Raw genomic sequence first — 23,567 nt, forward strand, 5'->3', positions numbered from 1 at the left:
CCTACCCTTTATTCGTTTCAATATTCCGAATTACATAATGGCAAACTTGGCACGTATAAATTACGTTTTGATTCGATTGAGCCGTTAGTACATGAATAATCTCAGCAGAATTGTGACAATTAGGACAAATCACAACTGGTAAACGTTCCATATAACACACCTCCTCACTATTTTCATCCCGCTATTTACTATCCGTCCTCAATTGGTGATGGATAATAAGCTGTATAGGACGAAGAAACCCTACTAATTACACTTTCACTTTATTACCATTGTAGGAAAAATGAAAAATCCTTATACATATATACTAAAAGTAATAGAACTAAAAAAGGTGTTGCCCTATGGCAACACCTTTTTTATATGTATCAAGAAATGATATCGTAAATCTCAATTGCAACCATGTCGATATTATCGAATTGATACACTTGAGGTTTTTCACCTTGTTGATACACTTCTAACTCATACATTTCACTTTTATCGAAAAATTTCACGCTACATTTGCGCTCACCGTTCACTTCAAAATAGCGTTGTGCTACTTCACCGCTTTCAGCTTGTTCTTGTAGACTAACAAGTCGAGTTAAAATTCCTTGGAGTAGAGACATGAAATCTCTCCTTTCTCTGATCTTCCTACCAATAGGTTTTACAGCTATACTCATTCTATCCGTCATAACAGAAAAAATGTTCCACACTCTAGGATAAAGGTTATTGGCCAGAAACTCAACTAAAAATTTGTCGAAATACGAAGGAAAAAACAGAAAGAACATCTTTTCCCTTCTTTATTGCGATTTTTATACTGGAAGAATATAATAAAAAACAGTAAAAAGGAGGAATTGCAATGAAAAAAATTGAGGTTTACACACAACCTGATTGTCCGCCATGTGTTATTGTGAAAGAATTTTTAAAGCATAATAACGTTGTATACGAAGAATTTGACGTAAAAAAAGACGCCGCTGCTCGCAATCGTCTTTTATATGACTATGATTCTTATTCAACTCCGACGGTTGTAATTGATGGAGAAGTTGTTGCTGGTTTTCAAATTGAAAAATTACAACAACTTCTTAATATAGAATAGGAATAGGTAAAGACCTATTCCTATTTTTATCCCGCTATATTTTGGAAGTATGCATCTGATTGTGGCAAGTTCATATTAAACAGGATATGCCCTGATTAAAGTTTCACTTTATAATTGTTGTAACCTTTTTATTTCAGTTAAAAGTTCTTGGCTTTCATGATATCCGGCCAATTTCCATTTCCCTTGATCTCTTTGCAATGTTACAATTTGATATTGTCCACTTTTCGCCCGCTCATAAACATATAAAATTTTATGCTCTTCATCATATGACATTTTCGTTTCTGAATTAAAAGAAAATGGCGCTTCTTTTGCTGGAAGTAAATATTCACCACTTTGTTTATCACTTCTACTATTTTCATCTGTAAATACTTGAAGGAAATTCTCTGTAAAATATGGTGATAACGTTTCTATCATCTTATTCATCGGCAAACGCTTCCCACGAATTGAAAATTGGCTTTCATAGCCTTTTTGTATCGTTACAAACACTTCTTTCCGATCGACTTTCACTTCCTCTTTTCCTAAAACAGTTGTAACACTATAACCAACTAGAAAGGCAACACATACAAATAGAACTAACCATATTCCATATTTCCTCATTTTTTCACCTTCCTTTTTAGAAAACTTGTCTTTGTAGTATTCATTGTAACAATGATTATGCAAAGAAAGGGCTGGTTTCGTTCGTAAAATCTTTACAACGATAGACAGCATTTTCGGCACCATTTTCACTATTACCAATTTATGATAAAAACAAACAAAAAATGCACGAATCTCTTCGTGCATTAAAATAAAACATCTTCTTCATATAAATATTCATACGATAAATCTATAAATAAAAAGTTTTCATCATCAATCGGGAAAGAAAATGTTCGTACCATCTCACCGGTTTCAATATCAGCATATAAATCTGAAAGTCTTGCCTTATTCTCAAAACGCATTTTCATAATATTCTCTAGAAAATACGGGCGCCAACTCCAGTTCTTCATGTAATACTCAGGCATCACAATCCATTCCCCATCTTTTTTCATAACGTTTCCTGATTGTTGGAAACCATCTTCGTTACAAATAAATATACGAAAACTACATTGTGATACACTTTGGCTAAATTGTAATAACCAATCATTTATATCTTCATTCTTTTTCTGTTTGGCTAAAACATCGCCAATTCGATCACGTAACATTTCTGTTAAATTATAAATCTTTTGTAGTTTTTTCTTCTCATGTTGAATAAATTGATGACACTCATTACCAAGTCGTTCTTTCAAAACGTTCGTTTCAATAAAATCAGGTAAGCATTCTTTCAAATAATTCCCTTGATAGTACCTACCACCGTTTTTCCATGCATATTGTAATTGATAAAAAGCATCTATTTCTTCATATAACAATGTCGCACCAATTCTTCTAGCAAGTAATGATAAAGAATATAAAATATCTTGATAAGATTGTAAAAGTGCAGTTTGCCTTAAATTTGTTAAATCTACTTTTAAAATATCAGGTGCTAACACGCTAATACGTTCTAAATTACTTGTACCTGTTCCGACTTTATTAATCGAAATTTGAATACCATATGTACGATAATACATAAGCAAATGATTAAATTGCTCTATATCTTCTTTACATTCATGTTCTGTAATTTCTAAAACAATGTTTTTCAAATTTAAACCTTGTTTTTCATACATCAATAAAAGTTGAAGCAAACTTTCATCATCATCGTTCATCAATACGTTAGCATTCCGATGTATAAATAATAATAGTTTTTGATCACTTTCTAAATAACGATTTAAAGCTTTTTCTACTATAATGTTATCCGCTTCTAGTTGAAACTCACTTGGAATAGAGTCATCATGAAAGAAAGAAGCTAAACTTTGTATGCCCTCTTCTGTTTGAATACGCCCTACTACTTCATATCCAATTACAGTATGTTCATCAGCACTAAAAATTGCTTGATAATAAGGAAGGACTTTATCCAAGTTACTCATTACATCTAATGCATCTATCAACGTGCTTCCCTCCCTTTACTTTTCAAAAATTATAACATGATATTTACGGAAAAATAATAAAAAATCCCTTCAGTTTTCCTGAAGGGATTAGAGGGGTAAAATGCTAAGGGGAATTAGCAATTCTACTATGAAGAAAAAAGAGGTCTTAAATATAACGTATATATGACCTCTTGTAAACACTTTTCTTTCATATGTCACAATTCCGTCACATTTTCCTTATCCCTTTTAAAATGGATATTGATGTAAATGTTGTCCTCCATCCATTGTCATACAAGTTCCATTTATGTACGCAGCTTCATCTGAACATAAATAATAAGCTAGACCTGCAATTTCTTCTGGCGTACCCAGTCTTCCAAGCGGAACACTTTGTATCGTACGCTTAGCCATTTCTTCTGAAATCCATAATTTATCAGCACCGCCCGTACGTTCAATTGGTCCTGGCGCAATAGCGTTAACTCGGATTCCATATTTACGTCCCCACTCAACAGCGAGTGTCTTCGTCATTGCTAATACTCCAGCCTTCGCTGCAGCCGAATGAATAACTCCCGGACCTGCATCCCACGCATATGTTGCTACCATGTTAATGATATTTCCTTTTATACCTTTTTCAATCCAATATTTTCCGACAGCCTGGCTACAGTAAAATGTACCGTTTAACACAATATTAATAACCGAATTCCAGCCGTTCACAGATAAATCTTCTGCTGGACAAATAAAGTTTCCAGCTGCATTATTGATTAAAATATCAATTCGTCCAAACTTCTCATCAATCTGTTCAATCATTTTCTGAATATCATCCGTATTTCTTACATCCATTTGTACCGGTAATATTTGTCCTGGAAATTGTTCAATTTCCAATTTTGTTTCCTCTAGTTTTTCCTTTGTACGTCCTGTAATAACAACTCGTGCCCCTTCTTTTGCAAAGCGAGTCGCCATTCCTTTTCCCATTCCGCTCGATCCACCTGTTACAATAACTACTTTTTCTTTCATATATATCCCCCTCCAAAAAATGAATACACATTCATTTTATCATTTTATTTAATAGAAATCTTTATATTTTTAAACTTTTCTGATATTTTAACGTAAAGAGATTTCTTTTTATTCACTTTTTCGGTATCTATACTACTTTTACATGATTTAAAATATATTAAAAAAAACGAAAGGAGATTTGAGTAACCTGTAAATGTAACGAACACATGTAATATAAGACAAATAGGTATACTCATATTTTTATGAAGAAAATTACGAGAAGAGATTTTTTAAAAACTGGAATGCGTACTTGCCTATATTCATTTATAACGACTAGTATCGGATACTATTACGCTAAATATATTGAGCCTCATCTGCTCTCTTTTACAGAACATACATTGAAATCACAACTCATACCAAAAAGCTTTCACGGTATGAAGATTCTTCAATTTAGTGATTTACATCTCGGATACTATTTCTCTCTCCAACATTTATCTCAAATCGTTTCTAAAATTAATGCTGTAAAACCCGACATTGTTCTCTTTACTGGTGATCTCATTGATAATTATCAAACATATACTGACACTCCTTTCGTTGCATCTATTTTAAAAAATATACAAGCACCCTTCGGTAAATTTTCTATTTATGGTAACCATGATCACGGCGGATATGGAACGGAATACTACGAACACATCATGCGTGAATCTGGATTTGAACTGTTACTAAACAGTGAAAAGAGAATCCGTCTACTGGATAATAGTGAAATTTCAATTTTCGGTCTTGATGATATACTATTAGGCAAACCAAAAATAAAGGAGACGCTACAGCGCGCTCGGAAAAACATTTATAACATTGTTCTTGTTCACGAACCAGATATTGCACCGCAAATTGCTACATATCCGGTTAACTTACAACTTTCTGGTCATAGCCATGGCGGACAAGTACAAATCCCTTTTTTAGGCGCTATTATTACCCCAGCACTTGCTAAAAATTATGTAGAAGGTTTCTATACGATCCAAGATTTAGCTCTCTATGTCAATCGCGGCCTTGGCAGAACACGTGTCCCATTCCGATTTATGGCAAAACCTGAGATAACAATTTTTACACTCCAACATTCGTAATCATTCGCCTATTTTCTTACATATCCTTTCTTGTACGCGCTCATCCATGTTTCATTTACCATATGATAACAGTGAGTCCAATAAAGGAGGTTTGTTCATGTATCCATATTATCAACCAATCCCAGTCCGTTCAGCACCTATTGGTCCAGTAGGCGACTCACGCTTCTTTCCGTTTTTTGGCGTCCCATTTCTAGCTGGTATTGCTGGTGGACTGCTTGGCGGAGCATTAGCTTTCGGTCCTAGACCGTATTACCCACCATATCCACCACCTTTCCCACCGCCGACACCTTATCCTTGTTATGGCGGACCTTGTCAACAACCATTCTATTATTAATGTACCGCAACAATTCTACTAATGTTATTTCCTTTCTTAACCAATTCATAATCCATTAACATGCTTATAATAAAAAGTATTCTCTCTACGCATCCTTTATAATAAGTAGAGAACAAAGTAAAAAACCTCTTAAAAAAGAGGTTTTTTACTTTGTTCTCATTATTCAGCATCTGTGTTTTGATACGCCATCTTAAATAACTTCACTTGGCTATCAATCTCTTCTGCCCCATTATTAATAACATAATAATATTCACCGTCTTTATTTTGTTCACGTGTTTTCACATTATCAGCTAAAGTAAGCTGTAAAATCGCCTTAATTCGTGCCTTCATTTCAATATCTAATATCGGGAAAGATATTTCTACACGTTTCTCCATATTTCTTGTCATCCAGTCAGCTGAAGATAAATATATTTTCTCTTCTCCATTATGATGGAAATAATAAATACGGCTATGTTCTAAATATCTCCCGACAACACTAACTACCCGAATATTTTCACTTACATTTGGAATACCAGGTCGTAGGCAGCATGTTCCTCGAACGATGAGCTCTACCTTTACTCCAGCTTGTGATGCTTCATACATTTTTTTAATAAGTGGTTTATCAGTTAATGAATTCATTTTAGCAATGATATATCCATTTCCATATTGCCTATGATAACGAATTTCTTCATCTATTAAATCGATAAATTGCTCTCTTATATCAAATGGTGCAACCGATAAATGATGAAAATGCGGCTTTGTTGTATAACCACTCAAATAATTAAAGAAATTTGTTGCATCGACCCCAAAGTCTTTTCGTGATGTAATATAGCCAAAATCAGTATATAGCTTTGCGGTTGCATCATTGTAATTTCCGGTTCCAAGATGTACGAACCTTTCAATTTTTCCGTTTTTTCTTCTTACAACTAGCGTAATTTTACTATGTGTTTTCAAATGACTTACACCGTAAATCACATGACAACCCGCCTGTTCTAATTCTTTAGCCCAATGCACATTATTTTCTTCATCAAACCTTGCCTTTAACTCAACTAATACCGTCACTTGTTTCCCTTTTTCAGCCGCTACCTTTAGCGCCTGAATAATTGGAGAATCACCACTTACTCGATATAATGTTTGTTTGATCGCAAGTACATTCGGGTCGTCTGCTGCATCACGAACAAAATCAACTACTGGCTGAAACGATTCAAACGGATGATGTAATAAAATATCATGCTCAATTGCTTTTTCAAATACATCTTCCGCATCCCCTAAATCTTGAGGTCGTTGCGGAATAAGAGCCGGATATACTAAATGTTCATATAAAGGCGCTAGTTTTTTATATAAAGAAAATAGACATGTTAAATCTAACGGTCCATCCATTATATACACATCTTCATCTTTTACTTCCAACACTTCATATAATAACGCTAATACTCTTTCATCAATGTGTTCTTTGCCAACTTCTAAACGTACAGCAGCTCCCCACTTACGCTTTTTTAATTCTTTTTCAATTACTTTTAATAAATCTCTCGCACCTTCTTCATGAATCGTTAAATCCGCATTGCGTGTAATACGGAAACGAGTAACAGATGATACTTTATATCCAGTGAATAATTTATGAGTAAAACCACTAATTACATCTTCTAATAAAATAAATTTATGCTTTTGCCCTTCACTCGGTAAAAATATGAAACGTTCAAGTAATGAAGGAACTTGTACAATTCCTAACTTCGTGCGGTTTTCTTCCTCCACTTGTTTCTCATCATATAAAAGAGTAGCTAAATTCAAACTTTTATTTAATAACATAGGAAATGGACGATACGCATCGATAGCTACAGGTGTTAAGACTGGGAAAATTTGCTCATCAAAATACTCTTCTATAAATTCTCTTTGTTCTTTCGTCAAATCATGGAATGTTAAACGCTCAATCCCCTCTAACTCCAACGCTGGCAACACATAATTTTTAAACGTATCATATTGTACAGTCATTAATTCATGGGCCTTTATCGCAATTTTATTTAATTGCTTTTTTGGTGTTAAGCCAGCCTTATTTTCTGGTTGGTTAAACCCAGCGCTCACTTGATCCTTCAATCCTGCTACACGTACCATAAAGAATTCATCTAAATTGGAGCTAAAAATGCTAATAAACTTTAATCTTTCTAAAAGCGGATTCATCTCATCCTGTGCTTCTTGTAGTACACGTTCATTAAATGCTAACCAACTTAGTTCTCTATTGTTGTAATAAGCTGTATCATTTAAATTGACTATATTCCCCTTCAACATTTCCATCCTCTTCACACTTCCCTTGAAACTTTTTTACTATAATTTAGTTACTTTCATTTTAACAAATTACAATATTCCAAAGTGTTAATTTTTTGTAAAGACATCCGTACAACTTAGTGTTTTGATTCGAAGAATAAGTTAATATTCGTTTTCAATACTCTTTCCAGCTGCTTTTTTTGCTTTTCAGCTTGCACTTTTTCCGCTAATGCCGATTGCTCACATACAATTTTAAATGTTAATCCTTCTTTACTTTCTGTTATAGATATCGATTCAACAAGCGATCTTTGTCTTATATTTAGAGCTGCTGAAAATTGTAAAACAGCCCCTAATAGGCGGATTTTTTTTTGTTCGTTTTTATCAAACCATCCTTCAAACGGAGACAGATGTTGTTTGAATAACATTTTTGATTTATAAGACGCAATCAGCGCTAATCTAACTCGCTCTTTATGCATCATACCATCAATTGTTTTATTTGCTAATAAATAAAACGTATGTAAGCGGCTCGCTTCTTCGTCTATATATTTGCCTATATTAAATACTTTCGCTGCTTGATGGAACACTTCCCAGTCCTTTACTGACATAGAAATCAGCCCTGTTTCTTCAAGCTGTTGACAAATTAATCTTCCATGTTTAATAAGCTGCATTACAAATTCCATGTCCATTTCATATTCATGTGATAATAAATACAAACTTTCTTCGACTACGTTCGGATAATATGAAATCCCCAAATCTTTTGTCAACTCTTCATAGAAAACACCTTCTCTTAATCCTTTTCTACTTAATACAAATGCTGGCGCCTCTATAACATTAACAAGCGTATGAAATACTTCGACTGCGGGAACAATTGTATCCGCTCGATCTTTTGCCAATCCTTCCAATTTTTGAAGTTCTATGAACGACAAGCCTTCCAATTCTTCTTTCACATTTTTAATATCTTCTTCTTTCATCTTGTATAAATGTACTCCTGCTATAGGATAACAAATTAAATTTTGATGAATTTTCACTAAGTTCCTCGCACTACCACCAATTGCAATAAGGGGTAATTTCTTATCAATTAACCATGGTAATGTTCGAAATTGATATTCTAGGTACGTTTGAAGCTTGTCCAACTCTTCTTCAGTAGGTATATCCTCTTTAATAAATTGTTGCTTTAAAGAAAGTGCCCCAAAAGGAAAGCTATGATACTCTAAAATCTCTCTATTTCGAAAGTATGTAACTTCCGTACTTCCTCCACCAATATCTACTGTAATCCCTTCCGAGAACGAAGTTGAATTCATAACCGCTAAATAGCCGTAACGTGCTTCTTCATATTCTGATAATACTCTAAGAGTAAAGTCTGTTTGTCCTTCAACAAGTTTTTTAATTTCCTCTTGATTCTCAGCCTGCCTAATTGTTGCTGTTGCAACACAAAGTACATGGCGCAACTGATGGAATCGTGTACTTTCTTGAAATTGAAATAATGTTTGTAACAATACCTCTATTCCTTCTTCAATCAACACACCATCGACTAAGTAATTCCTTAACCTTGCAACCACTTTCGTATTTTCAATCTCTTTATAAAAACCTCCGTTTTGCTTTTCATAAATAACTAAACGCATTGTATTAGATCCAATATCTATAATGGCATATTGCTGTTTTAATATTTCTTTCAAACTTCTCACTCTTTCATTATCAAATTTCTAAAACACATTCTATTACTATTATACAAAATAGTTGTTTTTTGTAACAATATTGCTTTAATATTGAAAATATATACAATCACTTTTTGCATATAATAAAAATCACTTTTACTTATGGTATAATAATGAAAAATTGAAAGGAGATTTAATATGAAACCTTCACAACCACAATCTCAATTACAAAACCAACATTCTATTAATCGACTAGCTCAATCTATTTTCGTTGTGAATCGTCATGCTAAAGCTGCAACTAATCCGAAGTATTTATACTGGTTAAAAAAGACAGCTTTAGAACGCTTAATTACTGAAAAAAAAGCTATTAAAGAAGGATTACATTTCTCTAGAAATCCACGTTTTAGCCAACAACAATCTGATGTTCTTATACGTTTAGGTGATTACTTTTTCCATATTCCTCCTACAAAAGAAGATTTTCGAATCCTACCACATCTCGGTCATCTTGAATCCTCCTATCGAAATCCGAAAACAACCTTATCTTTAACAGTAGCAAAAAAAACACTTCAAGATTATATTGGTCCTGAAGCGCTAAAACAAGAAAAAAAATTAAGTGAACCTGTCCCATGGTATAGTCGTACCTATACAAAAAAATAAAACAGTTTGGCCAATTGTAGGCCAAACTGTTTTATTTTTTCTCTTCTTTAATTTTAATATTTGCTTGTTTATAAAAAGCTATTTTTTCTGTATTATAAGATTTCGTAAATTCATTAAACTTGTCTTTTTCTGATTCAATATCTTTATAAGACTGATTTACTACTTTTACTTTTTCACTAATATCTTTTAATTTTGTACCTTTATCTTGTAGCATTGTATATAATTCTTTTTCTTGTTTTAACGATTTATTATAGCTGTCATACATTTTGTTAAATGAATCATGTCGTTTCTCATATGTGCTTTTCACTTTATCTGCTTGATCTTTCAATTTCTTATCTTCAATTTTCTTCACATATTTATCTACCGATTTCACTTCTTCTTGTGCCTTATTTAAAGATTCTTTTTCTTTTTTAAGCACTTTTTCTCGTTCATCTGTATTTTTCACTGCTTGGTTTAGTTTTTCCTTAACAGTTTGATTATTATCTTTTCCTTCTTGAACAATCTGGTTATATAATTCTTGTCCCTCTTTCTCTAAAGTTTCAAGTTTTTTTGCATCTTCAAACATTGTTTTTTCTTGCTTTGCAGCATTTTCAAATGCAACATATAATTCCTCTTCTGGTTTCGGCCCGAAACACCCCGCTAGTAAAGTCATTGATAATGCAGTTACAATTGCTAATTTACTATATTTCAACATCTTTTTCCTCCTACTTATATACGATCATCGTGTAAAAAACTATGAAATTATATAACCTTCTATAAACTCCACACTCGCACCTTTTTCACGAAAATCATTCATATTGTTTATAATGCTTGTACAAATTGTATTACTTGAAATTACATTTTCCATTTTTGAACTAAATAGCAGTTTCATATCCATCTTTTACTTGGCACTTTTTAAAACCTATTCATACTATGTATTACATAAAAGTACAACGGAATTCATCACAACCATACTAATTTGAAGAACAACAGTAATCATTCACCTGATAAAAGATGTTCGTTGTTCTCTCACGTCTATCATTCTATCATTCCCTTTCCCGCTTTCTATCAAATAATCTCTTTGTTCATTTTACACAGTATAAATGCTATCTTGCAACTATTCCCTAAAAAGGAAAAGTGTAGAGTATGCTTTCCTCTACACTTTTTAAAGTGAAACACATTGTGCAAAATGCATTGACACATCCATCATAATTATATGCCTATTTCATATATTTTTAAAGACTTTTATTACAAAAAAAGTCCTTTTTGTAATAAAAGTCAAAAAAATGTTACATTCAAAACTTCTTCATATCATATTTCTTTACATCAAAGTTTTACTTATTTTTTTACGAATTTCTATGCTGGTACAATTGATTTTGTGCCTTTCTTAACAATTCTTCAAACGTTTTTCCTTCTATTGGATAACTAGCAGCCCCAAATAATAGAGTCATACTTAACAAGCCATTTTCTATTTCACTTTCAATATTTTTCATTAATCGGTTTGTTATTGTCGATTTTTCATGTCCGTTATCGATCGCCACAATAACATACTTATTTTCATCCCACTTCGTAACGACATCGCCTTTACGAATTGTCTTTACAATCGTACTCTCCAACTTTTGTACTAACACCTCCAATTTTTTTTCTTGCACTGTTTCTTTTAGTCCTTTCCATTCTTTCACAGAAAGAATGTACACTGTAATATTATGAGAATCTCGTTCTGATAAAGCAGCTACTTTCTCAAAAAAATCAACTACAAAATCATTACTTGCCATTCCTCCTACTTCCGTATCCATACGCCCACTCGCTCTTTTATCATACCAATGTCCAAAATAATAGCTGAGTATCATTTGCAATATATAAATAATAAAGACGGTATAAAATGATCGCGAATCCAGTTTTGTAATTACATCCTGAAGCGCAATCCATTCTGTAACTGCCACTGTATTCCCAAGTAATAATCCACTAATTTTCCCTTTATGTTTCATACTTCGCCTCCCTTCTATACCAATATATGTTTCTATAACAATTATGTTTTTCTACAAAATAAAAAATGTACATATTGAGTGTACATTTCCGCTTAAGCTTGTCTACCATTTCTATTCTATTTCATATATACCATACATCATTTTAGAAATATGGTGACCTACATGCTACAAAAGAAAAATCTATCAGATATTATACGTTTACTATCGGGGTTTCTGTTGTCGCTAAAATTACTATTTAATTCTTTCGGAGTAAACTTCATTACATATAATCAAATTGACGCTATTGTAAATATGGATCGAACAAAAAAGGAACCTTTCATACAGGTTCCTTTTTATCATTGCCGTACAACAACTTCATTTGTTTGCAGCGGACCATATGATACTCCGTTATATTGAAATGTATATGTAGCCTGAAATAGTGTGTTTTTGAGTTCTTTATCTTTATTTGCTTTTATTTTACAAATTAATTCTACCTTCTCATTTGGTAATAAATTATCGATTCTCCACCTTACAAGCTGGAACAGAAACTCGCTCATTCCCTTATCAGCCTTTAATGAATTTGGAATATATGCAAAATAATCTCGAATCATATGACTTACTACAACTCGTGAAATCATTTTCATTCCTTTATTTTCAACTTCAATTCGAATAATAAGTATGTCGTTTACATCACAGGTCAGTTCATATGAAAATTTTTCTTTATACATACTACGGATTTGTAATGTAACTGCTACGTTAGGACATTCGTTTTCCTTTTTTGAGCCATCAATCCATAATACCGGTTGTAGCGGTATTGAACGCCTTCCTTGATCCGGAATTCGTTTCCATATTTTCATAATAATATTCACCCCATTTCAGATGCATCATATCCATACGACCTTATTCTGCCTCTCTACACAATATTAATAAAGCTCGTTACAAACGATATATAGTTATTACTCTTCCTTTTATCCTATTCGACAAAGTAAAGAAAAAACCATTTTTCATCTGTTAACAGCAGGTATTCTTACTGAAATATTTTTTTACAATTTCCTTCATTGACTTTTTACCAATACTAAGTATTACTCACTCTTTCGCTGTCCATACAACAGAATATTTTGACGGAAGAAAAAGTTTGCCTTTTAGTCAAATTTGACTATAATATTCTTTATGGCTTTGTCAGTGCACTTGTGTAAATTGATTTTAAAAAATATATTTATAATTTTTATGCGCTGCACTCAAAACTTAATATAGTTTACTTATTATTAAAGGAGGGTTATCTTTGGAATCTCAATTATCAAAAAAAGACTCCAGCAAGACAAAATTTGTTGTTGCGGGTTTACTACTTGGTATTTTAATGGCTGCAATGGATAATACAATCGTTGCAACAGCAATGGCAACAATCGTTGGAGACCTAGGAGGATTTGACAAGTTCGTTTGGGTCACGTCTGCATATATGGTAGCAACAATGGCAGGGATGCCTATCTTCGGAAAACTTTCTGATATGTATGGACGGAAACGCTTTTATATTGGTGGCCTTATTCTTTTCTTGTTCGGTTCTGCACTTTGTGGAACAGCATCTAGTATTGAGCAATTAAGTATTTATAGAGCAATTCAAGGAATTGGTGGCGGCGCTCTTATGCCTATCGCCTTCACTATTATGTACGACATATTCCCACCAGAAAAGCGCGGAAAAATGACAGGGCTATTCGGTGCTGTTTTCGGAACATCTAGTGTATTCGGCCCTTTATTAGGTGCTTATATTACAGACTATATAAGTTGGCACTGGGTCTTCTATATTAATATTCCATTAGGACTTATTTCCTTCTTCTTCATTACGAAATATTATAGTGAATCTCTAGAATTTAGAAAACAAAAAATTGATTGGGCTGGCGCTATTACACTTGTTATTAGTATCGTTTGCTTAATGTTCGCCTTAGAACTTGGTGGTAAAGAATACGCATGGAATTCCACTGTGATTATCGGCTTATTTACAACAGTTGTTATTATGCTTATTATTTTCTTCTTCGTAGAACGAAAAGCAACCGAGCCTATCATTTCTTTCCATCTATTTAAAAAACCTTTATTCGCAGCTAGCCAAGGTGTTGCCTTTTTCTATGGTGCCGCTTTTATCATCTGTACAGTTTATATCCCAATCTTCGTTCAAGGTGTTCTCGGTGGTTCAGCCTCAAATGCTGGGTTAATTTTAACACCTATGATGATTGGCTCTGTAATTGGAAGTCAAACGGGTGGACAGTTAGCTTCTCGAACAAGTTATCGTAACATTATGATGGCATCTGGAGTTTTCTTCGTTCTTGGCATTTATTTACTAAGCACTTTAACAATGGATACACCTCGCCTACTCGTAACACTATTTATGGTTCTCGCTGGACTTGGTGTTGGTTTCTCATTCTCAGTTTTAAGTATGTCTTCGATTCACAAATTAGAAATGAGAGACCGTGGTTCTGCTACATCAACAAACTCATTTTTCCGTTCACTCGGTATGACTCTTGGTGTAACAATTTTCGGTACAATTCAAAATCATATTTTTACAGATAAACTAAACACTCTCTTCCCACCTGAACTAGCAAAATTAGCTCCAAAGGGTGGAGACACAAGTTTCTTATTATCACCAGGTGCTACCGATAAAATACCAGCTGAAATATTAACTGGTATTAAAGAAGCTCTAGCTACATCTATTGCCAGTACATTCTTCTGGGCACTGATCCCGGCTGTACTAAGTATTATTTGCATTTTACTTATGGGAAATGAGCGTCTTTTTACAGGACCAAAAACGAAACAAAAACAAAAGCAAGTAAGCTAATATAACGGCATATCCCTTTATGAAAACGGATATGCCGTTTATAATATGTATAAAGTTTATATATATAGGGGTTGAGACAGCATGAGCATGAAATTAGTCATTCTCGGCTTGCTACTCGAAGGGGATAAACATCCATATGAAGTGCAGCACATAATGAAAGAACGACAAATGGACTGTTATATTAAATATGCAAAAGGATCACTTTACTATGCCTTTGAGCAATTAGAAAAACAAGGGGCAATTCGTGTTACAACTATTGTTCGAGATACAAATAGACCAGATAAAACAATTTTTCATATAACAAACGAAGGTAAACGTTTATTTCACACATTACTATTAAAACAATTCGAGGCAAAAAATCAAATATATAAACCAATTTATTCGGCACTCTCTTTCGCTCATTTTGGTGATGATCAAGAGTTAATTCCTATTTTAGAAAAAAAGAAAAATGATACCGTTCAATATTTACATAACATGCAAACTATTTATGACTGTAGCAAAGGAAAAATCCCACGCGCACAACTATATATTTTGCAAAGCGTTATTGAACATATTACAGTTGAATTGCAATGGTTAAACACCCTTCTTGCAGATGCTGTTGCCGGGCGACTTTCAGAAATTGATATAGATGCGGATTAAACTTTCAAAATAGAAACTGTAAAATGACAATATAGTTATTTTATTTCAAATTCTAAAACAAATATAACTCCATTCTAATTTAGGATGGGGTTATGCTTGTTTAATTTTCTATATAAGATAAACCAATTATTTAATAACATAACTGGCATCTTATGTATGTATAGGTACCCATTTCTTTATAAATTTAATCGCACTTTATTTCAATTCTCCTCATGTTTCTCCACTCTAAAAAATCAGAAAAATACAAATAATTAAAATACAAAACTTTAGAATTTTCTTATTTCAAAACAGTAGACAAAATTCCAAAAATTGTGTTAGAATTTGTTTCAATATCATATCGCTTGTTAAATTCCTTTCAAAAGGAAAATGGGTACACGAACAGTTTGTTTCGTGTTTAAAAGGGAAGCTTGGTGAAACTCCAACACGGTCCCGCCACTGTAAATGCTGAGATTTCTTTTTAATGCCACTGTGAAAACGGGAAGGCGAAAGAAATCATATGAAGCATAAGTCAGGAGACCTGCCTGTTTTAACAACACTGATAGATTCACGGATGATGATGAGGTGTTAAAACAAAAAGGAAGGCTTATTTTCTATGCCTTTATGCTTTTTGTTATAGGTATTTCCTAGTAAACGGAAATGCTTACTTTCAATTGGGGAGGAATTTGAAATGGCAATTCAAACAAGTAACTTAGGTTATCCACGTATCGGACTACAACGAGAGTGGAAAAAAACATTGGAAGCTTTTTGGTCTAATAAAATTGATGAAGAACAATTTTTAACAACAATGAAAGAAATTCGTCTTCAACACGTTAAAGCACAGCAAGAAAAAGGGATTGAACTTATTCCAATTGGCGACTTTACATATTACGATCACGTTTTGGATACTGCTTATATGCTAGGATTTATCCCATCACGTTTTTCTGAGTTTACATCTTACCTTGATGTATATTTCGCAATGGCGCGTGGCTCTAAAGATCACGTAGCTTCCGAAATGACAAAATGGTTTAACACAAACTATCATTATATCGTTCCAGAATATGAAGAGGGATTACAAATCTCTTTAAAAGATAATCGTCCACTTCGCTTATACGAAGAGGCAAAACAAGAATTAGGAATAGATGGAAAACCTGTTATTTTAGGACCATATACTTTCTTGAAATTAGCTAAAGGCTATACACAAGAACAATTTGCTACTATTTTAAAACAGTTAGTTGCACCCTACGTACAACTGCTTTCAGAACTACATGCAGCTGGTGCACAAATCATTCAAGTTGATGAACCGATTTTCGCTTCTTTAACGAAAGAAGAAGTTCAACAAGCAAAAGAAATTTATGAAGCTATTCGTAAAGAAGTTCCAAATGCGAATCTTCTTTTACAAACATATTTTGATAGTGTAGAAGAAAACTATGAAGAAATTATTACATTCCCAGTATCAAGTATTGGATTAGATTTCGTTCATGGTAAAGAAGGTAATCTACATGCTATTTCAAAATATGGATTCCCAGCTGATAAAACTTTAGCTGTTGGTTGTATAGATGGCCGTAACATTTGGAGAGCCGATCTTGATGAAGTTCTTACGTTATTTACAACGTTACAAAAACAAGTCCAAACGAAAGATTTCATCGTTCAGCCTTCTTGTAGCTTATTGCATACGCCAATCGATAAAACAGAAGAAACTCACTTATCGACTGAGCTATTTGATGCGTTGGCATTTGCAAATCAAAAATTAGAAGAGTTAGTTCTTATTCATTCCGCTCTAACTCAAGGTACAGAAAGCATTCATAATGAGCTGGAAACATATCGAAATGTACATCATACAATTCGTTCATCTGCTGCACGTAACCGAGAAGATGTCAAAGCAGCACGAACAGCATTAAAAGAAGAAGATTTTTCACGTCCTCTTCCATTTGAAAAACGATATGAATTACAACAAGTTGCCCTGAAGTTACCGTTGTTACCAACAACAACTATCGGTAGCTTCCCACAAACAACTGAAGTTCGCCAAACGCGAAAAGAATGGCGTAACGGTGTTATTTCAAATGAACAATATGAACAATTTATTGAAAAAGAGACAGAAAAATGGATTCGTTACCAAGAAGAAATTGGTCTTGATGTTCTTGTACATGGTGAATTTGAAAGAACTGACATGGTCGAATATTTTGGTGAACGCCTTGCTGGTTTCTCATTCACTAAAAACGGTTGGGTGCAATCATACGGTTCCCGCTGCGTAAAACCACCTGTTATTTATGGTGATGTAGCCTTTATTAACGGAATGACTATTAAGGAAACTGTGTATGCACAAAGCTTAACAGAAAAAGTTGTAAAAGGAATGTTAACTGGACCTGTTACGATTTTAAATTGGTCCTTCGTTCGAAATGACATTCCAAGAAAAGAAGTTTCATATCAAATTGCATTAGCTCTTCGTCATGAAATTGAACTACTTGAATCTTCCGGAATTCGAGTAATTCAAGTCGATGAGCCAGCACTTCGTGAAGGAATGCCACTAAAAGAAAAAGATTGGGACGCTTATATTACATGGGCAGTACAATCCTTCCTTTTAGCAACTTCTTCTGTAGCAAATGAAACACAAATTCATACTCATATGTGTTACAGTAACTTCGAAGATATCGTTGATGCGATTCGCGCATTAGATGCAGATGTGATTTCTATCGAAACATCAAGAAGTCACGGTGAATTTATTGATACATTAAAACATACAACATATGAAAAAGGTATCGGTCTAGGTGTATATGATATTCATAGCCCACGTGTACCAAGTAAAGATGAAATGTATAAAATCGTAGAACAATCTTTAAAAGTATGCGATCCTAAATATTTCTGGATTAATCCTGATTGTGGTTTAAAAACGAGAAGAACAGAAGAAGTTATTCCAGCTTTAGAGCACATGGTGCAAGCGGCAAAAGACGCTCGTTCCTTGTTAAAAACAAACGCATAATAAAAATGGGGTATCCTTTTTGAGGATACCCCATTTTTTATTCTTTACTTTCAAAAAAGAATTCATATTGTATTTTATATAATTCATCATCCGTTGGTTCTTCAAGAGGTGTTGCTTGTAATACAACCGTATACTCACCATTTGGAATAGGAATTTGAAATTTATTTGAAAGAATACTTGCTACAACGATACATTCATTTTCAACTGTAAAAGGAACTGTAACCGTTCTAATCACTTCTTCTTTCTCAATATGTTTCCCTAGGGTCACTTTTACTTCACAAGTATAATCAGAAAGTGCTTCAAAAATAACAGTTCCATCTGCCTTCGCATAACCTCTTTCAAAATCTTCATCCGTCCAGTCAACGTAAGGCTGATCACCGTCATAGTTCATCAACATTAATTGCGAATACGAAATTGTTAACTCCATCGTTCCCTTCTCCTTCATTATGAAATATGCAACTACTACTTTACGTCAAATTTCACACGCGTACCATCTGGGTATTTATCTAACTTATTTCCTACCCAAGAGCCTGCTCCGCGGTTATCGGCTGGACTTATATATTCAATATGCGCTCCTTTTCCGCCTTCTTTACACATCGCCATTGGCCATTCATCACGATCATACCCTTTTTTTGATGGGTATGGAGCTAACGATAATTTTCTTCTATCCGCAGCACCACCACGGTCGATTGTACAAACTTCTGAATGTCCTTCTTTTATAGCATCCGTAATATGTTTCCCTGTCTCTGGATATCGATCTTTCGGAAATTCTAGAACTTGATCATACGCATTTGTTTTTTTAATACTTGTTTCCTCTGGAACAAGCACTTCATACACCGCTACTACAATAGAAAGAATTGCAATAATTGAAATGATAATACCTTTTAATTGTTTCATGTATACCTCCGTGATTCTACCTGTTTCTTTTCCTCAGTTATCACGCATTAACGAGCAGTAAGACCCCCACCTCAAAATTCAGCGAAAGCAAAGAAGTTAGGTGGGGGATTAACTGTCCGTAAAAGCCCGATTGGTGAGGGCTGATAATCAGTGGTGGATGAACAAAACCCCCACTGATTAAAGTTTCACTTTATTATAACAAACTTATCCTGTATATGTTTTCAGACATTATTTTAGCTCTTCTTCGCCATTCCGCCAAAAACTCTCATTTTTCTTCATCTTTTCACTAATGCTGTAGAAAACTAATAGCCTTCCGACATTCTTTTTCAAAGGAAGTCCTCATAAAAGATTGAAATGATATATACGATACTTTTTGGGGAGGAAATATCATGGAAGCTACCTATAAAACGAAAGATGTGACGAATAAAACAGGCATCCCAAAACATATAGTCCGCAAATATAGTCAACTGTTAGAGGAACATGGTTATATAATTTCTAAAACAGCTGATGCTCGTATTTATAAACTTGATGATTTAAAACTATTGAAATCTATACATGAAAGAGCTGCTACATTGCAGGAAGATATTTCAGAAACGATACCAATTATTTTAAAAGAAAAAGAGGCCCCACCTGTACCAGTTATACAAGATACGCAAGAAATACAACCGAAAGAAAAAGAAGATGGGCGTAACTTCGAGGAGTTCATGTTAAAACTTGAAATGCTCGCTCAACTAAATGAAGCCATTATTCATCAAAATTCTACCCTTATTACCCAAAATCGTTTAAAAGATGAAAAGCTAGATGAGTTGATGCAACAAGTTTATGTAAAAGAAGGATCTCAAGAAAAAATGCTACAAGAGTTAGTGGATCATGCCGCTCAAACAGATGCTCTGCAAAAAGAAAAGATGGACTTATTAATGAATCATATGTATAAACGAGAATCTAAACAAGAAGAAAAAATGAATAAACTCGTAAATCAAATTTATAATAAAGATAGCAACCGTGATGCACAACTTATGCAAGTAATTCGCGAAATTCAAGAAACAAAAAGATTAGTCGCCGCCTCAAAAGAACAAAGCTTTTTCCAATCATTTAGAAGTTTATTTAGCCGAACAAAACAAGAAAAAACAACTGAATAGCATAATATATTTTTTCTAATATAAAATAAAAAGTTACCTTCTATCGGTAACTTTTATTCCTTATTTCTTACAGCTGGCAATATAATAATTGCTTCAGTCCCTTTCCCACTTTCGCTTTTATATTCCAGCGTACCATTATGCGCTTGTAAAATACTAAATGTTACCATTAGTCCTAATCCTGTCCCTTTTTCTTTTAAAGAATAATACGGTTGTCCGAGCCTTGCTAATTGTTCTTTCGTCATCCCAACACCACTGTCTTTAACTCTTATTACAATCGTTTCATCTTTTTGCATAGCCGTTACTTTTAAATATCCTTTATTTCCTTGAATTGCTTCAATACCATTTTTAACAACATTCATAATAGCTTGCTTCAATTTCGTTTTATCACCGATCGTATAAAGACTTTCAGAAATCTCAACTTGCAAATATACACCTTGCATCGCTGCAAATGATGACATAAGAGTTGTCATTTCTATTAATTGAGCGGATAAGCAAATATGTTCTTTTTTCTCAATTTGTGGTCTTGCTAAATTTAAATAATCTGAAATAATTTGTTCTGCCCGGTCCAATTCAGCTAATACGAGACGCATATAATCCTTATTCTTCACATCTTCCGTACTTTCTAGCAATTGAATAAAACCACGAACAACAGTGAGTGGATTTCGAACCTCATGTGCAACACTTGCTGCTAACTCACTTACAATATTAAGTTTCTCTGACTTTTGCATCTCTGTACGTAGTATTGCATTTTCATTTAAATATTCTGTTAAGTACACCTGAAATACCATTGTCATAACCATAATAAGCGAAGCAAATATATATCCGCTATATAAGTGCGAAACATATGGTGTAAATCCCGTTTCTAACAGAACGTTAATCATACCAATCACTAAAGAAACAAGTACGTACAATGATGAAATCATAAATGCTAAAATTAGCTTCTTATCCCTTGAAAATAGAGACCATTTCTTTGATAAAAATAATGGAACTATCAATAGAAATATTACTTCTATGACTGGAAGAAGGTTTATGCCCTTTAGCACCCATTCATAGACAACAAAAATAACGGCCGGGATTAAACCAACAATCCCACCATATAAAAAACCACTAACAATTGGGATTGGGTGAAAGTTATACCCGCAAACGTCCCCAAAACAAATAGAGTATGTCATAGAGAGAACGAGTGTAATGCTAGATAAAAACATAATAAAGTAGCGGTTCGGCTTCGGAGGCATTTCTTGATAACGATTTAAACGAATCGCTTCGTATAAAAATAGTGGCAAAATAATGATGGCAATTTGGATCATTAAATCACGGATAAGCTCCATAGCCTCTCATCCCCTATATGTATTTTGATATGATTATATCATTTTACAGGTTTGTTTGTTTTAAAATTTTGATTTTTCTTAACGTATTTGTTAATTCTTTGTTAACAACACATAATAATTGTTACAGATTTTCGAAATGAATGTAAACCCTGTACCAAATTTCTGCCCGGCAGTATACAATGAATACGGATTACAAAGAAAATAAAAAATACTTCATAAGACGGACAACTATAGCAAAATACAGCATATAATCCATACTATCTATGTTTACAAATAAGTGATCATTATTTTAGTAGGAGGAAGATAAATATGGCGGGTACTACGCTTGTTTTAAAAGAAGAAAATTTGGTCGTTCTAGAAAACGTTGAAAAATCAGTGTATGAAGAGTTACAGCATAAAACAGGAGAAGAAAATTGCACATGCGCTGTGAATGAATCAGTTGTTCACCTTGGCAAAGTATCCTCTGTACTTTGGAATGAAGATGAAATAGATTGGGAATACGGATATTAAAAAGTCGCTTACAGCGGCTTTTTTTCTATTATCCCTCTCTTTCTACATACCATATACGCAAGCGAAATGATAGAAAATATGTTAAAATGAACTTAATTTTCAAACGGAAGAAAGGGAGATACAATGGAACAATTCATTAACCCTAGAGTAAAGGACATCCAAATTTCTGGAATCCGTCAATTCTCTAACATGATTCAAAACTATGATAATCTTATCTCTTTAACAATTGGACAACCTGATTTTCCTACACCTTCTCTCGTAAAAGAAGCGGCAAAACGGGCTATTACAGAAAATTATACAAGCTATACACATAACGCTGGTTTACTAGAATTACGCAAGGCAGCTTGTAACTTTGTAAAAGATAACTACGATTTACATTATTTACCTGAAAACGAAACCATCGTTACAATCGGTGCTAGTGAAGCAATTGATGTTGCATTTCGAACGATTTTAGAGCCAGGAACAGAAGTCATCTTACCTGCCCCTATTTATCCAGGGTACGAGCCGATTATTCGATTATGCGGTGCAACCCCTGTATTTATAGATGTTCGTGAAACTGGCTTCCGTTTAACAGCCGATGCACTAAAAAATGCCATTACAGAAAAAACAAGATGCGTCGTACTGCCGTATCCTTCTAATCCAACTGGTGTAACTTTATCAAAAGAAGAACTACAGGATATTGTAAATGTTTTAAAAGATAAAAATATTTTCGTCCTTTCTGATGAAATTTATAGCGAACTTGTATATGAACAAACACATACATCGATCGCTCATTTCCCAGAAATGCGCGAAAAGACTATCGTCATTAACGGTTTATCAAAATCACATTCTATGACTGGCTGGCGTATCGGTCTATTATTCGCACCAAACTATTTAGCTGGGCATATATTAAAAGTTCATCAATACAACGTAACGTGCTCTACTTCAATCGCTCAATATGCTGCAATTGAAGCATTAACAGCTGCTAAAGATGCACCAAAAATGATGCGTCATCAATACAAAAAACGCCGTGATTACGTATATAATAGACTCACTCAAATGGGCTTAACAGTTGAAAAACCAACAGGTGCATTTTACTTATTCCCATATGTTGGTCATTTAACATCTTCATCATTTGATTTTGCACTTGATCTTGTGAAAGAAGCTGGACTTGCCGTCGTTCCCGGAACAGCATTCTCTGAATATGGGGAAGGCTACCTTCGCTTGTCCTATGCGTATAGTATTGAAACTTTAAAAGAAGGCTGTGACCGTTTAGAAGCCTTTCTACAAAAAAAAGCTAAGAGTTAAA

At 33.8% G+C, this 23,567-nt stretch carries 24 protein-coding genes and 1 riboswitch; of the genes, 11 read left to right on the plus strand and 13 right to left on the minus strand.

What is annotated here, in order from left to right:
* Position 1: 1 nt before the first annotated feature.
* A complete protein-coding gene (locus RTP99_RS09045; protein WP_000440537.1) occupies positions 2–151 on the minus strand; it encodes a hypothetical protein in 150 nt (49 codons plus the stop codon).
* 211 nt (positions 152–362) lie between these two features.
* Positions 363–599, minus strand: a complete 237-nt coding sequence (locus tag RTP99_RS09050; protein ID WP_000055151.1) for a YkuJ family protein — start codon at positions 597–599, stop codon at positions 363–365.
* Positions 600–832: 233 nt separating this feature from the next.
* Here RTP99_RS09050 and RTP99_RS09055 point away from each other — a divergent pair, with 233 nt between their 5' ends.
* Complete coding sequence (locus RTP99_RS09055; protein WP_000717880.1) at positions 833–1,069, plus strand: glutaredoxin family protein; 237 nt, start codon at positions 833–835, stop codon at positions 1,067–1,069.
* A 108-nt stretch (positions 1,070–1,177) separates the two neighbouring features.
* Here the strand turns inward: RTP99_RS09055 and RTP99_RS09060 are convergent, their stop codons facing one another.
* From RTP99_RS09060 to fadH, 3 genes are all read right to left on the minus strand, one after another.
* Complete coding sequence (locus tag RTP99_RS09060; protein WP_001233820.1) at positions 1,178–1,666, minus strand: DUF3993 domain-containing protein; 489 nt, start codon at positions 1,664–1,666, stop codon at positions 1,178–1,180.
* A gap of 182 nt (positions 1,667–1,848) precedes the next feature.
* The gene (locus tag RTP99_RS09065) at positions 1,849–3,066 is read right to left on the minus strand and encodes an EAL domain-containing protein (protein WP_000564304.1); all 1,218 of its coding nucleotides are present in this window, start codon (positions 3,064–3,066) and stop codon (positions 1,849–1,851) included.
* A 225-nt stretch (positions 3,067–3,291) separates the two neighbouring features.
* Positions 3,292–4,056: a 2,4-dienoyl-CoA reductase gene (gene fadH, locus RTP99_RS09070; protein WP_000660918.1), complete on the minus strand. Its 765-nt coding sequence runs from the start codon at positions 4,054–4,056 to the stop codon at positions 3,292–3,294.
* A gap of 242 nt (positions 4,057–4,298) precedes the next feature.
* On the opposite strand from fadH, the gene RTP99_RS09075 reads away from it, so the two are divergent.
* Positions 4,299–5,156, plus strand: a complete 858-nt coding sequence (locus RTP99_RS09075; protein WP_000724516.1) for a metallophosphoesterase — start codon at positions 4,299–4,301, stop codon at positions 5,154–5,156.
* A 97-nt stretch (positions 5,157–5,253) separates the two neighbouring features.
* Positions 5,254–5,490, plus strand: coding sequence for a hypothetical protein (locus RTP99_RS09080; protein ID WP_000283744.1), 237 nt, complete (start codon positions 5,254–5,256; stop codon positions 5,488–5,490).
* Positions 5,491–5,649: 159 nt separating this feature from the next.
* On the opposite strand, the gene RTP99_RS09085 is transcribed toward RTP99_RS09080, so the two are convergent.
* Together RTP99_RS09085 and ppx are read right to left on the minus strand one after the other, a co-directional pair.
* Positions 5,650–7,758: a polyphosphate kinase gene (locus RTP99_RS09085; RefSeq protein ID WP_014893533.1), complete on the minus strand. Its 2,109-nt coding sequence runs from the start codon at positions 7,756–7,758 to the stop codon at positions 5,650–5,652.
* Positions 7,759–7,865: 107 nt separating this feature from the next.
* Positions 7,866–9,404, minus strand: a complete 1,539-nt coding sequence (ppx, locus tag RTP99_RS09090) for an exopolyphosphatase (RefSeq protein WP_000658869.1) — start codon at positions 9,402–9,404, stop codon at positions 7,866–7,868.
* A gap of 177 nt (positions 9,405–9,581) precedes the next feature.
* Here ppx and RTP99_RS09095 point away from each other — a divergent pair, with 177 nt between their 5' ends.
* Entirely contained in the window at positions 9,582–10,040 is a 459-nt protein-coding gene (locus RTP99_RS09095; protein ID WP_000804868.1) for a YkyB family protein, read from the plus strand.
* A gap of 31 nt (positions 10,041–10,071) precedes the next feature.
* On the opposite strand, the gene RTP99_RS09100 is transcribed toward RTP99_RS09095, so the two are convergent.
* Both RTP99_RS09100 and RTP99_RS09105 read right to left on the minus strand, forming a co-directional pair.
* The gene (locus RTP99_RS09100; RefSeq protein WP_000922494.1) at positions 10,072–10,734 is read right to left on the minus strand and encodes a YkyA family protein; all 663 of its coding nucleotides are present in this window, start codon (positions 10,732–10,734) and stop codon (positions 10,072–10,074) included.
* Positions 10,735–11,365: 631 nt separating this feature from the next.
* Positions 11,366–12,007: a diguanylate cyclase domain-containing protein gene (locus RTP99_RS09105; RefSeq protein ID WP_000680842.1), complete on the minus strand. Its 642-nt coding sequence runs from the start codon at positions 12,005–12,007 to the stop codon at positions 11,366–11,368.
* A 162-nt stretch (positions 12,008–12,169) separates the two neighbouring features.
* Here RTP99_RS09105 and RTP99_RS27840 point away from each other — a divergent pair, with 162 nt between their 5' ends.
* Entirely contained in the window at positions 12,170–12,403 is a 234-nt protein-coding gene (locus RTP99_RS27840) for a hypothetical protein (RefSeq protein WP_041184695.1), read from the plus strand.
* On the opposite strand, the gene RTP99_RS09110 is transcribed toward RTP99_RS27840, so the two are convergent.
* Positions 12,343–12,843: a hypothetical protein gene (locus RTP99_RS09110; protein ID WP_000708167.1), complete on the minus strand. Its 501-nt coding sequence runs from the start codon at positions 12,841–12,843 to the stop codon at positions 12,343–12,345. The two genes, RTP99_RS27840 and RTP99_RS09110, sit on opposite strands and share 61 nt — an antisense overlap.
* A 425-nt stretch (positions 12,844–13,268) precedes the next feature.
* Between RTP99_RS09110 and RTP99_RS09115 the strand changes: the two genes are divergently transcribed.
* From RTP99_RS09115 to metE, 3 genes are all read left to right on the plus strand, one after another.
* On the plus strand, positions 13,269–14,810 hold the full coding sequence (locus RTP99_RS09115) for an MDR family MFS transporter (RefSeq protein WP_000445752.1): 1,542 nt from the start codon (positions 13,269–13,271) through the stop codon (positions 14,808–14,810).
* A gap of 81 nt (positions 14,811–14,891) precedes the next feature.
* Positions 14,892–15,449 carry a PadR family transcriptional regulator gene (locus tag RTP99_RS09120; protein WP_000062077.1) on the plus strand — a complete coding sequence of 186 codons (558 nt, stop codon included), beginning with the start codon at positions 14,892–14,894 and terminating at the stop codon, positions 15,447–15,449.
* Positions 15,450–15,800: 351 nt separating this feature from the next.
* A riboswitch (cobalamin riboswitch) is annotated at positions 15,801–15,988 on the plus strand.
* 128 nt (positions 15,989–16,116) lie between these two features.
* Entirely contained in the window at positions 16,117–18,405 is a 2,289-nt protein-coding gene (metE, locus tag RTP99_RS09125; protein WP_001007594.1) for a 5-methyltetrahydropteroyltriglutamate--homocysteine S-methyltransferase, read from the plus strand.
* A gap of 37 nt (positions 18,406–18,442) precedes the next feature.
* On the opposite strand, the gene comJ is transcribed toward metE, so the two are convergent.
* Both comJ and nucA read right to left on the minus strand, forming a co-directional pair.
* Positions 18,443–18,832, minus strand: a complete 390-nt coding sequence (comJ, locus tag RTP99_RS09130) for a competence protein ComJ (RefSeq protein ID WP_000424014.1) — start codon at positions 18,830–18,832, stop codon at positions 18,443–18,445.
* Between the two features lie 35 nt (positions 18,833–18,867).
* Positions 18,868–19,302, minus strand: a complete 435-nt coding sequence (gene nucA, locus RTP99_RS09135; protein ID WP_000811499.1) for a DNA-entry nuclease — start codon at positions 19,300–19,302, stop codon at positions 18,868–18,870.
* Positions 19,303–19,691: 389 nt separating this feature from the next.
* On the opposite strand from nucA, the gene RTP99_RS09140 reads away from it, so the two are divergent.
* Positions 19,692–20,441, plus strand: a complete 750-nt coding sequence (locus RTP99_RS09140; RefSeq protein WP_000388461.1) for a DUF3967 domain-containing protein — start codon at positions 19,692–19,694, stop codon at positions 20,439–20,441.
* Positions 20,442–20,494: 53 nt separating this feature from the next.
* Here the strand turns inward: RTP99_RS09140 and kinB are convergent, their stop codons facing one another.
* A complete protein-coding gene (gene kinB / locus RTP99_RS09145) occupies positions 20,495–21,769 on the minus strand; it encodes a sporulation sensor histidine kinase KinB (RefSeq protein WP_000420388.1) in 1,275 nt (424 codons plus the stop codon).
* Positions 21,770–22,078: 309 nt separating this feature from the next.
* Between kinB and RTP99_RS09150 the strand changes: the two genes are divergently transcribed.
* Together RTP99_RS09150 and RTP99_RS09155 are read left to right on the plus strand one after the other, a co-directional pair.
* Positions 22,079–22,279 carry a hypothetical protein gene (locus tag RTP99_RS09150; RefSeq protein ID WP_000929285.1) on the plus strand — a complete coding sequence of 67 codons (201 nt, stop codon included), beginning with the start codon at positions 22,079–22,081 and terminating at the stop codon, positions 22,277–22,279.
* Positions 22,280–22,402: 123 nt separating this feature from the next.
* A complete protein-coding gene (locus RTP99_RS09155; protein ID WP_000434558.1) occupies positions 22,403–23,566 on the plus strand; it encodes an aminotransferase A in 1,164 nt (387 codons plus the stop codon).
* The last annotated feature ends 1 nt before the right edge of the window (position 23,567 follow it).

The sequence above is a fragment of the Bacillus sp. (in: firmicutes) genome, from assembly GCF_031983925.1.
Taxonomy (GTDB): domain Bacteria; phylum Bacillota; class Bacilli; order Bacillales; family Bacillaceae_G; genus Bacillus_A; species Bacillus_A pacificus.

Bases quoted from the DNA above. Each gene is read 5' to 3' on its own strand.
- RTP99_RS09045 (WP_000440537.1), bottom strand. From the start codon at position 151: ATGGAACGTTTACCAGTTGTGATTTGTCCTAATTGTCACAATTCTGCT.
- RTP99_RS09050 (WP_000055151.1), bottom strand. From the start codon at position 599: ATGTCTCTACTCCAAGGAATTTTAACTCGACTTGTTAGTCTACAAGAA.
- RTP99_RS09055 (WP_000717880.1), top strand. From the start codon at position 833: ATGAAAAAAATTGAGGTTTACACACAACCTGATTGTCCGCCATGTGTT.
- RTP99_RS09060 (WP_001233820.1), bottom strand. From the start codon at position 1,666: ATGAGGAAATATGGAATATGGTTAGTTCTATTTGTATGTGTTGCCTTT.
- fadH (WP_000660918.1), bottom strand. From the start codon at position 4,056: ATGAAAGAAAAAGTAGTTATTGTAACAGGTGGATCGAGCGGAATGGGA.
- RTP99_RS09075 (WP_000724516.1), top strand. From the start codon at position 4,299: ATGAAGAAAATTACGAGAAGAGATTTTTTAAAAACTGGAATGCGTACT.
- RTP99_RS09080 (WP_000283744.1), top strand. From the start codon at position 5,254: ATGTATCCATATTATCAACCAATCCCAGTCCGTTCAGCACCTATTGGT.
- RTP99_RS09085 (WP_014893533.1), bottom strand. From the start codon at position 7,758: ATGGAAATGTTGAAGGGGAATATAGTCAATTTAAATGATACAGCTTAT.
- RTP99_RS09095 (WP_000804868.1), top strand. From the start codon at position 9,582: ATGAAACCTTCACAACCACAATCTCAATTACAAAACCAACATTCTATT.
- RTP99_RS09100 (WP_000922494.1), bottom strand. From the start codon at position 10,734: ATGTTGAAATATAGTAAATTAGCAATTGTAACTGCATTATCAATGACT.
- RTP99_RS09105 (WP_000680842.1), bottom strand. From the start codon at position 12,007: ATGAAACATAAAGGGAAAATTAGTGGATTATTACTTGGGAATACAGTG.
- RTP99_RS27840 (WP_041184695.1), top strand. From the start codon at position 12,170: ATGCTACAAAAGAAAAATCTATCAGATATTATACGTTTACTATCGGGG.
- RTP99_RS09110 (WP_000708167.1), bottom strand. From the start codon at position 12,843: ATGAAAATATGGAAACGAATTCCGGATCAAGGAAGGCGTTCAATACCG.
- RTP99_RS09120 (WP_000062077.1), top strand. From the start codon at position 14,892: ATGAGCATGAAATTAGTCATTCTCGGCTTGCTACTCGAAGGGGATAAA.
- metE (WP_001007594.1), top strand. From the start codon at position 16,117: ATGGCAATTCAAACAAGTAACTTAGGTTATCCACGTATCGGACTACAA.
- comJ (WP_000424014.1), bottom strand. From the start codon at position 18,832: ATGGAGTTAACAATTTCGTATTCGCAATTAATGTTGATGAACTATGAC.
- nucA (WP_000811499.1), bottom strand. From the start codon at position 19,302: ATGAAACAATTAAAAGGTATTATCATTTCAATTATTGCAATTCTTTCT.
- RTP99_RS09140 (WP_000388461.1), top strand. From the start codon at position 19,692: ATGGAAGCTACCTATAAAACGAAAGATGTGACGAATAAAACAGGCATC.
- kinB (WP_000420388.1), bottom strand. From the start codon at position 21,769: ATGGAGCTTATCCGTGATTTAATGATCCAAATTGCCATCATTATTTTG.
- RTP99_RS09150 (WP_000929285.1), top strand. From the start codon at position 22,079: ATGGCGGGTACTACGCTTGTTTTAAAAGAAGAAAATTTGGTCGTTCTA.
- RTP99_RS09155 (WP_000434558.1), top strand. From the start codon at position 22,403: ATGGAACAATTCATTAACCCTAGAGTAAAGGACATCCAAATTTCTGGA.